We start from the raw sequence: 12561 nt of genomic DNA, 5'->3' as shown, positions 1-12561 counted from the left end.
ATGGCATCTATAGATCAACAAGCAAAAGGAAAAAAAGAAGGAGAGATTAGATATCTTACGCCTTTGAACATAGAAACTTCTAAGAAAAAGAAGTATTGCCGTTTCAAAAAATCTGGTATCAAGTATGTAGACTATAAAGATGCAGACTTTCTATTAAGTTTTGTAAACGAGCAAGGAAAATTATTACCAAGACGTTTAACAGGAACATCTTTAAAATACCAAAGAAAAGTATCTGTAGCGGTAAAAAGAGCTAGACATTTGGCTTTAATGCCATATGTAGCTGATTTATTAAAATAAATATATCATAACAATGGAACTTATATTAAAACAAGACGTTGAGAATTTAGGATTTAAAGACGATATTGTAACAGTAAAGAACGGTTATGGTAGAAATTTTTTAATTCCTCAAGGGCAAGCTATTTTAGCTACGACTTCTGCAAAGAAAGTATTAGCTGAAAACTTAAAGCAAAAAGCCTATAAAGAAAAAAGTGTTATTGCTGAAGCTGAAAAAACTGCTGAAGCTTTAAATCAATTAGATGTGAAAATTACAGCTAAAGCTGGAACAGGAGCAACTGCAGGAGACAAATTATTTGGTTCTATAACCAATATGGATTTAGCAGAAGCGCTTAGAAATGAAGGACACGACATTGATAAGAAATTTATTTCTATCAACGGTGGTAACATTAAGCGTTTAGGTCAGTACGAAGCGGCTATCCGTTTACACAGATCTGTAACTGTAGACTTCACTTTCGAAGTTGTTGCAGAAGCTTAATCTCCTTTAGTATTATAATTTAAGACCGTTTAGTGCAAACTGAACGGTTTTTTTATTCATCCAAAAATCAAAAATCATGAGGTTTTTTTATGTATTAGTTTTTAGCTTATTTTTATTAGGCTGTAAGTCCGACAAGAAAGATGTGGTATCTACTGAAGGTTCGGTATTATTAAGCATTTATAGGTATTCAAACAACAAGGCCCCAAAAATAAGTGTTCATCGTGGTGGAAAATCTATAAAAAACTACCCTGAAAACTGCCTGGAAACAATACAATATGTCAATAGTAAAATGGATGCTATTTTTGAAATTGATATTGCAAAAACAAAAGATGAACAGCTTATATTAATGCACGATAACTCTATTGACCGTACGACTACAGGTACTGGTCTAGTTAAAAATCTAACATATAACGAATTAAAATCAATAAATCTTGTAGATGATTTTGGTAATGAAACTTCATTTAAAATTCCACTCTTTTCTGATGTTTTGGCATGGAGTAAACAGAATAATGTTGTTTTAAGTGTAGATATAAAGAGAAGCGTACCGCAAAAAGAAGTAATTGACGCAATAAAAAAAGCTGAAGCAGAAGATGTATGTATCATCATTACTTACAATTTAGCCCAAGCAAAAACAGCTTACGCTAGTGCACCAAATATGTTATTATCAGTTTCGGCAAGAAATAATGCCGAATTAGATGCACTTTTAGCAACTGATATTCCAACAAAAAATATGTTTGCGTTTACAGGAACACGATTGTCCGACAAATCTTTATTTAGCCGTTTGCACGATAATGATATTTTGGCAACTTTAGGAACTTTAGGTAACCTTGATAAACGTGCGGCAGCAAGAGGAAATGATTTATATAATCAATGGTTAAAACTCGGTGTAGATATGATTGCAACAGACAGACCGTTTGCAGTAAACGAGACAATTAATAAATAAAAATACGAGATACTGAAATAAATTCAGCAGAAATGAAATACGCAAGACTTACAAAAGAACAGTTTGAAGAATTACACCAAGAGTTTATCAATTTTTTAGCTACACAATCTATAACCGCAGACGAATGGGCAGATATAAAAAAGAATAAACCCGAAGCTGCTGAGCAAGAGTTAGATGTATTTAGCGACTTAGTATGGTTTGGTGTATTAAGTAAGGTTGAATATTTAGAGCATATTTCACCGCAACAAATCCACTTATTTAAGTGTAGAGAAAACGACATGCATTTAATTGCTTTGCGTATCAATAATACAGCGATAGATTTTACAACAAAAGATGGTTTTGCATGGCTGCGTAACAATTTGCTATCGGATAGTGTAGAGTTTTTTAATGCAAAAAAAGATTACTCGGACGATAAGCATTTAGACATATTTAAATTGATTCAACAAGGCGCAAATATTACTAAAGGCGAATTGTTTCAGTATTTTGAAAAGCTTATAAAACAGTAGTTTAGTACTGGTTTTAAGTGACTAGTGTTTTTGTAATTACTTTAAAGTGTAAGTATTAGCATCACATCTATTTGAGAGTTTTGCTAAGTCCACAGCAAAGGGCTTTACTCATACCTTAGCGACTCTACAGGATCTAATTTACTTGCCTTAGACGCTGGATATACTCCAGAAATAATTGCAACGATAAACGAAATAATTATCGCCCATGTCATAGCAAAAAATGGGAATGTAAATATCAAATCAAATACTGAAGATAATCCCCAACCAATCAGTACGCCAAGAAAAATTCCTAAGGCTGCACCCATTACGCTTATGGTTAACGTTTCCATAAAAAACTGAACAGCAATAGTTCTGCTCTTTGCACCAAGTGCTTTACGCACTCCAATTTCTCGTGTGCGTTCACTTACAGAAACGAGCATAATGTTCATGAGTGCTATTGTAGAACCAAAAATTGTTACTATACTAATTATCCAGGCTGCTAAATACAAATATTCAGATATGTCTGCACCACGATTTAGTAAATCATCGCTTCGCTCAATTCCAAAATTATTTTCCTCAATTGGGTTTAATCCTCTTATATTTCTAAAAGTTTGTATGGCATCGTCTTGCGCACCTTCAAGCATATCCTTTTTGTCCACTTTTATGCTTAAAGCATAGTTAATAAACGGACTTGTAAAAATAGAACGAGCTTTTTGTATAGGAATTATAACTCGCAAATCTTCATTATTGCCAAACGTAGCACCTTTAGCTTTTAGGTGACCAATGACCTTAAATTTAGAACCTCTGACACTAATTTCTTTTCCTATTGGATTTTCGTCCTTAAAAAGGGCTTTTACCAAATCCGCACCAATGACACAAACCGAATTGTTATTTGTAACATCAAATACATTAAAACCACGGCCATCTTCAATTTCGAGACCAGAATTTTCTAAAAAATGCTCGTTTGCTCCCAATACTCTAACTTCTGGGTCTGTTTTTTTGTCATCCGTTTTTACTTCAGCGGCAAAAGTTCCTGTAAAAGAAATGGAGGTTTTTGTAAATGGAAAATCATATTTTTCTTCAAAATCTTTGACATTTCTGTAAGTAATAACGGGATTTACTTTCTGTCGTTCTCGACCACTTTGACGTTGTGTTCTAAATTCATAACGCTGAATATTAAACGTATTTGCGCCCATTGACGAAAAGTTACCAGCAATGGTATTCTCTAATGCACCAACACCGCTTAAAATTCCGACTAAAGCCATGATTCCTATACCAATAATAATAACGGTAAGTATAGTTCTAAGTAGTTGACCTTTAATGGAGCCAAGTGCTATTTTTACATTTTCTTTAAAAAGAGAAATCTTCATTTTTCAGTGTAAGGTTAGGGTCGTTTTGCTATAAGACTAACAAACGCCAATAAAGTTACTACAAATTTGAAATTACTTGGCTACGCCTCTAAAATTTATAATATTTTTGTGACTTCACATTGTTATTTTTAAAACAATGTAAAGTCACGCTTAGCGATGTCGAAGCGTTTTTGAAATTAATTAAAATGAGATTCCTACTTTCGTGGGAAATAAATATGGCACAAAAACCAAGCATACCAAAAGGAACAAGAGATTTTAATTCTGAAACTGTTGCAAAACGCAACTATATTTTTGATACGATTAAAAAACAGTTTCAAGTATATGGATTTCAACCTATAGAAACACCAAGTTTTGAAAATTCTGAAACCTTAATGGGAAAATACGGTGATGAAGGTGATAGATTAATTTTTAAGATTTTGAATTCTGGAGAATATTTGAAAAAAATATCTGATGAAGATTATGCAGAACGTTCAGAAACGAAGTTGACGCCAAAAATCTCAGAAAAAGCCCTTCGTTATGATTTAACTGTGCCATTTGCGCGTTACGTAGTACAACACCAAAACGAAATTGAGTTTCCATTTAAACGCTATCAAATTCAGCCTGTCTGGCGAGCAGACCGACCACAAAAAGGACGTTTTAGAGAGTTTTACCAATGCGATGCAGATGTTGTTGGCAGTACGTCATTGTTTCAAGAGGTTGAGTTTATTCAACTTTACGATGCAGTATTTTCAGCATTACAGCTTAAGGGCGCAACTTTAAAAATTAATAATCGAAAGATTTTATCTGGTATTGCTGAAGTGATTGGTGCACAAGACAAGCTTATTGATTTTACTGTGGCGCTAGACAAGCTCGATAAAATAGGCGAGGAGAAGGTGAAAGAGGAAATGCTATCTAAAGGCATTCCTGACAATGGCATTGCAAAACTTCAACCTTTATTTGAGCTTTCGGGTAGTTTTGGAGCTCAAATTGAAAGTTTAAAATCTATTTTAATCACTTCAGAAATTGGATTAAAAGGTATTGAAGAATTAGAATTTATAAATACCGCGATTTCTCAATTAGAATTAAAGTCTGCAATACTTCAACTTGATGTTACATTAGCACGCGGATTGAATTACTATACAGGCGCTATTTTTGAAGTCTCTGCACCTGATGGTGTAAAAATGGGCTCGATTGGTGGCGGCGGACGTTACGATGACTTAACAGGCATTTTCGGTTTACAAAATATGAGCGGCGTTGGTATTAGTTTTGGTTTAGACCGAATTTATCTTGTTTTGGAAGAACTAAATCTTTTTCCGGAGTCAGTTTTAGAAAACACAAAAGTATTGTTCTTAAATTTTGGAGAGCAAGAAGCTTTATATTCTTTAAAAGCAGTATCTCAATTACGGGAACAATCTATTAATGCCGAATTGTTTCCTGATTTGATAACTTCTGGTAAGCAAATGAAAAAGCAGATGAATTATGCCAACAAACGGAACATTCCGTTTGTGGTTGTGATAGGAGATGAGGAGCTAAAATCTAAGGTTTATAGTTTAAAAGATATGTCTTCTGGAGAACAAATAACCGTTTCGCTGCAAGAATTGCAAGAAAAATTATCATAAAAAAAAGCCTCGAATTAACGAGGCTTTTTTGTTGAGTTAAAGTTCTTCTTTGGATTAATTTACCAATACTTTTTTAGATACCGAACCGCTTACAGTATTTAATTTAATGATATAAGGTCCAGAACTTAGTGTCCCAACGTTGTATTCTGTTTGATTTCCTGTTTTAATCTCATCGATAGTAATGATTGATTGTCCAAGAATATTATAAACTTCGATTGACTTAACATCTAATCCGTGTGGGTTGATAAGTACAACTTTATCTATATTGTTAGCGTATCTAACATCTAAACTGTTTTCGTTTAAAATTTCATCGTCTGTACTTAAACTTTGATTTTGGTCAGCAAATACTATTGCAAATCTTGTATCATAGTAACCTGCATTTAAGAAAATTTCGTAATCTCCTTCTCTTAAATTGTGGTAATAATTAAGTTCAATGTCATGTAGGTAAACGTTTTCATCAGCTTCAAAGTTTATGAGTTCATCAATTTTAATTGTGTTTTCTCCATCTTCTGATGTGTAAATGACTAATGGGTAACTAACATCTGCGTCCATAGAAGGCGCTCCTTGAATAACACACCAATTGTTTCCTATTGTCCAAAACATTTCATCATCTTTATAATCGTATGTTGTAGCGTCGAAGCCCCAATCCATTCCAGCTGTTGCTTTTTCGTCAATAGTTAATAATAATTGTCTGTGCTGTTGAGCAATAGACTCAAAACCAAGTTTTATTTTGTGTCTTGTATCTGCTTCATCCGTAGTTTGCACTGTTGCCGGTTGATTATTAGTGTTTGTTGTTCTAAAAAATTCACCATTAGTAGCTGATTCTTTCTTAAACACACGCTGTCCGTTATTAAAGTTTATTGTTCCGCCATTATCTGCAACTACAAAGAAACCTTGACCAACAGGAATATATCTTCCTGGCGCTTTTGTACCAGATCCAGATTGTGATACATCTGGGTCTGATGTACCAACTATACTAAATGGCGCAGCAATACTACCTGATAGATTATAAGTTCCATAGCCACCTTGATAATTTGCAAGGATATGATCTCCGCCGCCCCAATGTTCCCAGAAATATAGAGATCCACTAGTTGTTGCATCATCCTCAGTAGAATAGCCAGTTACAATATAAACAATGTATCCGTTGCTATCTAAAACTGGGCTACCACCACTATCTAAAAGTGCATAATGTGGGTTGTCGTCTCCATCTAAATAAATAGGATTACCATTTGCATCATTGACAGGTGTACCACCTCCAGTTACCTGCATGGTATATTCACTTCCGCCATCTGTTTGATAAATAGGATTTCCATTACTGTCATTAACAGGATTATCAAATTCATCTAACACGATATGAATTAATCCTTCGTTAAATGCTAAAGTAGGCCCGTTATCTAAGATAAATTGTCTTGCATCAATAGCTGAAGCATATGGGTTACCAACTAAGTAATCATTATATTGACTAATAGTTAGGCTAATGTCAGCATTATTTGGTTTACCTAAGAAAGTGTAGTTTTGCTCAGTTGTTGATGTTCCAGGTCCTTTCATCGTAAAACCTTCACCAGGCTCAATATTACCAGTTCTCCTTACATGTTCCCAAGCTGAGTAGTCACCATCGGGATTGTTGGCAAATTTCCAAATCCAATAATCTGCAATTGTCACTGGGTTGGTTGCAGCTCCATCATAACCTGAACTTGAAAAATTAACTGCATTTGTGCCATCTCTCATTACATCGGTAACCGAATAAGAATGTCTGTTTGGATTTATGCTCGCAGGAGCTATACTAGTTTCTCCAACAGGAGAAGACCAATAGTTGTAATGATATGTGTTTACAGTACCTTGCTGGTCTTTTTCTAGTTCAGCAGATGGTCCTAAAATTAAATCACTACCCAATGTTTGTATTAGTTGAGATTCTCCTTCTAGGTCAAACTTACCGCTCATTTCTAGGTAATGCGTAACTGTATAACCAAATCCTGTTTTAGACGTATTATCGCCATTTACAGTGATTGTTCCTGCAGTTTGTACATGCGCTAATACAGTTCTGTTTCCTTCTGTATCGTTTCCATCCGTATCAGGTACAGTGAATATATCTGTATTATCTATAGTAATATCGTGAGAAGTCTCAACTATATTCCAGTTTACTGTGATGTCACTATCAGCAATAGAACGTGAACCAGGAATGTATTGTAAGTTACCGTTTGTCCAAGTATTATTTGATGTCCAATCTCCATTTTGAGTAGAAATATAAGGTAGAGGTGCAGTTTGAAAATCTACAGTTCTCAATTGTCTTAAATAACCCACTAAATCGTTTCCAGACTCGTCATTTGTATTGGTATATGTGTAACGCGACATTGGGAAATAAGCTCTAAGGTTGGTAAAATCTAAGCCAGAAGCATCATTTTTTGTTGGAAGAATGCTACTTGCATTAAAATATTTACCGATTGTACCAGGATTGTTTTCTAATTCTTGATTCATTAAAAAACGTATTTGACTTTCTGTTAAAGCAGTGTTCCATACACGAACTTCATCAATATTTCCGTCAAAATGTGCTGTTGAGTTTCCGTCTCTACCTGCTGCACCAATTAAAAATGATCTATCTGTATCAGCTGGCAAAGGTAAGTTTGCTGTTGTTTCTAATACACCATCTATATATAATCTTGCAGTAGTACCATTGTGGGTAATTGCAATATGATGCCAAACGTTTTGTGGAATAACTACAGCTGATTGAATACGGTGTGTTCCACCATTTTTCCATGACATTTCAACACGTTGGCTGTTTAAAATTTTAAGGTCATAACCTTGTGCATATGATGCATCCCTTTTTGATATAATTGATTTGTTACGAGAGTCTGATTCTCTTTTTATCCAAGTTGACAATGTAAAAGCAGAATTTAAATCTAAATTATCTTCAACATCAATATAATTTTGGGCAGTTGGCTCAAAGTTTATAGAGCGCTCTACAATTATTTCTGGCGCATAACCAAAAGTAATATATCTTACAGCATTGCTTGGAAAATCATAATCAGCTTCTAAGTTTCCGTTGCCATCAGCCGTCATTACTCTATACTGTGCAGTTGGCGTAAATACCCCAGTTTCTGAAATAAACATTAAGTAACTTCCTGGAGGCGAAATGTTACGAACCACGCTCTCAGGAATACGAATTTTCATTCTACCAACATCGCCTGTTTCTTTTACTCTCCAAATACGTTGCATCCCAATAAAGGAAACATCTGTATTAAGTCCTGTTATATCAGCACTCATGTCTACAGTAATTGTTGAAGGCGTTGCATCTAAGCTAGCATTGTTATTACCCCACATAATAAAATTTCTATCTGAAAACGCCGAAGTATTAGCTAGGTTTACATTGTTAGTGTCATAGATATCGCTTAATCCCATAGTTAAAAAACCGCTAGTAGGGCCAGTGCCATCCGATTCGTCATTTTGGCTACGTGATTGTCTTTGGTCTAAATTAGAAGCATCATCTCTTCCGACACCAGCAACATCGTAGTTGTAGGAGTTGCCACTACCATCTGTGTCTGTAGTGTTCCATATGATGGTTCCTGCAGAGTCAATATAATTTTCGTCATTTAGTCTGTGGTCTAATAAAGTAGAGGCATCATCTTGAAGCGTTACACCATACTTTAAGGCCAAATAAGACTGAATTTTTTGTTTATTAATCGCAGAATTTGGTGAAGAGTACGAAATGATTTCCGCAATCATACCATTCATTTGCGAAGTTGTACGCCCAGCAATACCAGAACGTCCTGTACCTATTAGATAAGGTAAGTTTTCGAGCTCATTAAAGTTTAAATCTGTTCCATTTCCAGCCTGTCCCGTAGTGTTATCTACTTTTTTACCGTTTTTATAAATTTCTGCAGCTGTTGCTCCTGGGTTTGTTTTAATGTTTACGATAATTGGATGATTGCTAAAGGTGTCTGTTGTAGACGTATAAGCTCTACCATATGATGTGTCGTTTGGTCCTGAAGTAGCTGCGTTTGGAAACGAACTAATATTAAAAGCTAAAACCTCATTATCATAACGTGCTGTAGAACTTCCTGCAGCAATACCAGAAGCATCCTCATGGTAATCAGTTTCTGCAAAGCGTGCACCAATTGCAAATTGTCTTCCAGGAGTAAAAGTTCCTGTTTCGTTTTCTATTGTATCATCACTTCGAAACACAACAAATAAATCTTGTGAAAATAATCCACCTTTTCCATTCATGTAATTTGTTGTTGTATTATCGAAATCTGCTACTGGGTTATAATTTATATTTCTATTAGCATTGTCTCTATATGTTGGCGCTATACCAATACCTGATGTAGCATCTTCTTTATCTACAGCAGCTGAAACATATGCTTGGTCTTCCCATAAAAGTAGTGGAGAACCATCTGAAGTACTTATTCCTTCATTAGCTTTTAGCCATAATCTTAGGTTGCTTGTAACATTTGCTGGTGCTGGTGGTGTTGGACCTACCAACACTCCGATAGGATCTCCTTCTATCCTGAAATTATCGAAAGCTACACCTTCAAAATTATTTACTCCATTAGATGAAAATTGTATTCTAAATCTAACGTTTGATTGATTTGAAAAAGTAGAACCAGGTAAATTTAATGAAGCATTCACAAATTGATTGTGTGGGCCAGTAAAAGTAGGGTCTGTAGGGTGTCCATCTCCAGACCACCCATCGCTGCCTAACGATGTTACATTGCCGCTATACCAATTTGTTCCATCACCAGTAGATCCTAATATGGAATATGGTCCGCCAGCAACAGAATATAAAATTTTTATACCATCTTCAATATTTTCTGTATTGTACTTAATATCAAGGCTTAATTTAAGATTATTAACATTTGAAAAATTATATACAGGACTTTCAATAACTATATTGGTATTGTTACTATAGGAATTATAGTTAGTGTTTCTGAAAAAATAACCTTCTCCTAATTCGTCAGTAGTAGTAAATGAATTAGTTCTAGTCCAAGAATCATTAGTTGAGGTGATATTGTTCCATCCCTCATTTCCACTTTCAAAAGTGTTGAAATAGTAAGTATATGATGGTGGTGGCAAATCTCCTACACCTTGTATTGAAAATGTATATATATCTTCTGGAACACTATCATTATTATCAATAGTTATGGTACTACCTATATTTCCTGCGCCAGATGGTAAAAATGATACTGTGAAATTAGTTGAACCTCCAGGAGGTATAGTTGTTAATGCCGGTGGTATGGTAATATTAAAATCACTATTACTACTTGACCACGAGTTTAAAATTAAATCGGTAGTTCCTAAGTTCTGTATAGTGAATGTTCTATTTATAGGTGTTACGTTATCAGTTGTGCCAAAATCTGTACCATCTGCTACTGATGGAGTCGTGTCTCCATCTACAATATTCATAGAATTACCAACAATATTTATCTCAGGACCAGTTGGTATGCTGGTTTCTAACGATATGTTGTCAATTGCCATATCACTTGTAAAATCAGCTCCTGTGTTACCACTAAATCTAATTTTTATAGTTTGACCGATATAAGTTGATAAATCTATAGTAGCTAGCCTCCATGCTTCAATACTACTAGTTTGCTGTTCACCAGATAATGTCCAGACAGGAGCAGACCAAGATGAACCTCCATCTGTGCTTACCTCTACATCGAGTGTTCCCATATTATTACCATACATATGATAATAAAATGAAAAGTTAGCAACAGACGCAGATGATAAATCAAAACAGGTACTTATTAGGTTAAATTCAGAATTAAAATTTGGATTACTTCCTTCAGTAAATAAATAAAATAAACCTTCATTTGCTCCACTTGGTCCTGTATTATTTGAAGGAGTAACTCCAGAATTTCTTGTCCAATCTCTATCGTCTCCACCATCCTGTGTCCATAGACCTAAACCAGATTCAAATCCTTCGTTGTACGGGAATGTGTTTACAGCTGCACAGCCAGAGGCTGTTACAGTAACATCATCAAAAATAGCATATTCGTCTGCTTGGTTTGATTGTCCTCTAAATCTCAATTGAGAATTATTTGCAAAATTGTAGGTAGAATTGTCAATGGAAACTGTAGCAGAATTTTGAACACCACCGCCATCTCCAGTAAAATCTGTGCCTCTAGTAAAGGTTCTTATTGTTATCCAACTTGTACCGTCAAAATATTGTAAATCAAATCCGTCTCCGTTATCTATATTTAGTGTATGATAACAAAAATCAATATCTAAATTTGTATAAGATTGTAAATTATAGGTTGGAGATGTAAGAACTGATGATGTGTCTAAATCATAATCATATCTTAAAAAAATATAACCATTATTTGTACAAGAATATAAAGCATTGTTGCCATAACCTGCATAAGTTCCACCATCTATCCAACCATCAAACGTTCCTGTAAACGTATAATCACCTACAACAGTTTGCGATAGTAATATTTGATTAGAAAAAATAAAAAATAACAATAAGACTAATGGTCTTATTAAATAAGAGTAATAAGTTTTCATAAAGCGGTTAATTTTATAGTTTTGGGACTATATTACGGTACAAACATACTAACTAACTCTATGAAATGCAAAAAAATTCGATGAAATGCATTTATATTTTTTAAATAGCTGATTATGAGTTATATGTAAATTTAAAAAACGAGACTATTTCTGTATAAATAGTCTCGTTTAAAGTTTTAACTAGTATTTAATTAATTTTGAATTAAACACGTTATTAGTTGAATTGTTTTTAATTCTGATAATATAAGGTGCTTTTTGCAAGTGACTTAAGCCATTGATATTGATTGTTGTATTAGAAGCACTTTTAGTTTTATCAAAAACTTTTCTTCCATTTAAATCATATATAGAGATATTAAATGTGTCTCCAATATATTTGCTAGGAATTAATACCGTAATATTATCATTAAAAGGATTAGGTGATAGACTGAAAGATTCTAAAATGTCTTCATCGATATCTAAAGTCGTATCATCAAAACCATCGCAGTCTTCATCAATTCCGTTATTTGGAATTTCTACTCCATTAGGATTTTTATTAGGATTTGTATCGTCACAGTCGTCAGTTCCAGTTCCAGATAGTTCTGTAATTAAAAATCCGTTTATTGGACGCTCACAAGCAGTTACCAAAGAAGCTCCGAAATTATCACCATCGGCATCGATATACCAAGTTTGTCCAGGGAACTCATCGGCATCATTATCATCACAATCGGTGTTGTTATCTACATAACCAGCAGGCGCAGTAGTCTGGCAGAAATCAGCTGAAACCGAAGAGCCAAATCCATCACCATCGTTATCTTCAAAATAAGTTATAGGTGCGTTGATACCAGCATTGCCATCATCACAATCAGCAGTACCAGTTAACTCAGAGGCAAGGAATCCATCAGTAGGACGCTCACAA

Annotated in this window: 8 protein-coding genes; 5 read left to right on the top strand and 3 right to left on the bottom strand. The window is 34.5% G+C overall.

All coding sequences use genetic code 11. The features are described from left to right. From rpsR to ACFQ1Q_RS10095, 4 genes are all read left to right on the top strand, one after another. Entirely contained in the window at window positions 1-297 is a 297-nt protein-coding gene (gene rpsR, locus ACFQ1Q_RS10110) for a 30S ribosomal protein S18 (RefSeq protein WP_386130776.1), read from the top strand. A gap of 13 nt (window positions 298-310) precedes the next feature. Further along, window positions 311-772, top strand: a complete 462-nt coding sequence (gene rplI / locus ACFQ1Q_RS10105) for a 50S ribosomal protein L9 (protein WP_386130773.1) — start codon at window positions 311-313, stop codon at window positions 770-772. A gap of 76 nt (window positions 773-848) precedes the next feature. Beyond that, window positions 849-1715 carry a glycerophosphodiester phosphodiesterase family protein gene (locus ACFQ1Q_RS10100; RefSeq protein ID WP_386130771.1) on the top strand — a complete coding sequence of 289 codons (867 nt, stop codon included), beginning with the start codon at window positions 849-851 and terminating at the stop codon, window positions 1713-1715. Between the two features lie 32 nt (window positions 1716-1747). After that, window positions 1748-2221, top strand: coding sequence for a DUF6495 family protein (locus ACFQ1Q_RS10095; protein WP_386130768.1), 474 nt, complete (start codon window positions 1748-1750; stop codon window positions 2219-2221). Window positions 2222-2325: 104 nt separating this feature from the next. Here the strand turns inward: ACFQ1Q_RS10095 and ACFQ1Q_RS10090 are convergent, their stop codons facing one another. Further along, entirely contained in the window at window positions 2326-3570 is a 1245-nt protein-coding gene (locus ACFQ1Q_RS10090; protein WP_386130765.1) for an ABC transporter permease, read from the bottom strand. A gap of 215 nt (window positions 3571-3785) precedes the next feature. Here ACFQ1Q_RS10090 and hisS point away from each other — a divergent pair, with 215 nt between their 5' ends. Further along, window positions 3786-5168, top strand: a complete 1383-nt coding sequence (hisS, locus tag ACFQ1Q_RS10085) for a histidine--tRNA ligase (protein WP_386130979.1) — start codon at window positions 3786-3788, stop codon at window positions 5166-5168. A 54-nt stretch (window positions 5169-5222) separates the two neighbouring features. On the opposite strand, the gene ACFQ1Q_RS10080 is transcribed toward hisS, so the two are convergent. Continuing rightward, on the bottom strand, window positions 5223-11666 hold the full coding sequence (locus ACFQ1Q_RS10080) for a LamG-like jellyroll fold domain-containing protein (protein ID WP_386130762.1): 6444 nt from the start codon (window positions 11664-11666) through the stop codon (window positions 5223-5225). A 180-nt stretch (window positions 11667-11846) separates the two neighbouring features. After that, window positions 11847-12561: T9SS type A sorting domain-containing protein (locus tag ACFQ1Q_RS10075; RefSeq protein WP_386130759.1), on the bottom strand; the 715-nt coding region annotated here is incomplete at its 5' end.

The sequence above is a fragment of the Winogradskyella litorisediminis genome, assembly GCF_042675765.1.
GTDB lineage: Bacteria > Bacteroidota > Bacteroidia > Flavobacteriales > Flavobacteriaceae > Winogradskyella > Winogradskyella litorisediminis.
The sequence above is the reverse complement of the archived record's forward strand: the minus strand, read 5'-3'. Positions and strand labels throughout refer to the sequence as shown.

Bases quoted from the DNA above. Each gene is read 5' to 3' on its own strand.
- rpsR (WP_386130776.1), top strand. From the start codon at position 1: ATGGCATCTATAGATCAACAAGCAAAAGGAAAAAAAGAAGGAGAGATT.
- rplI (WP_386130773.1), top strand. From the start codon at position 311: ATGGAACTTATATTAAAACAAGACGTTGAGAATTTAGGATTTAAAGAC.
- ACFQ1Q_RS10100 (WP_386130771.1), top strand. From the start codon at position 849: ATGAGGTTTTTTTATGTATTAGTTTTTAGCTTATTTTTATTAGGCTGT.
- ACFQ1Q_RS10095 (WP_386130768.1), top strand. From the start codon at position 1,748: ATGAAATACGCAAGACTTACAAAAGAACAGTTTGAAGAATTACACCAA.
- ACFQ1Q_RS10090 (WP_386130765.1), bottom strand. From the start codon at position 3,570: ATGAAGATTTCTCTTTTTAAAGAAAATGTAAAAATAGCACTTGGCTCC.
- hisS (WP_386130979.1), top strand. From the start codon at position 3,786: ATGGCACAAAAACCAAGCATACCAAAAGGAACAAGAGATTTTAATTCT.
- ACFQ1Q_RS10080 (WP_386130762.1), bottom strand. From the start codon at position 11,666: ATGAAAACTTATTACTCTTATTTAATAAGACCATTAGTCTTATTGTTA.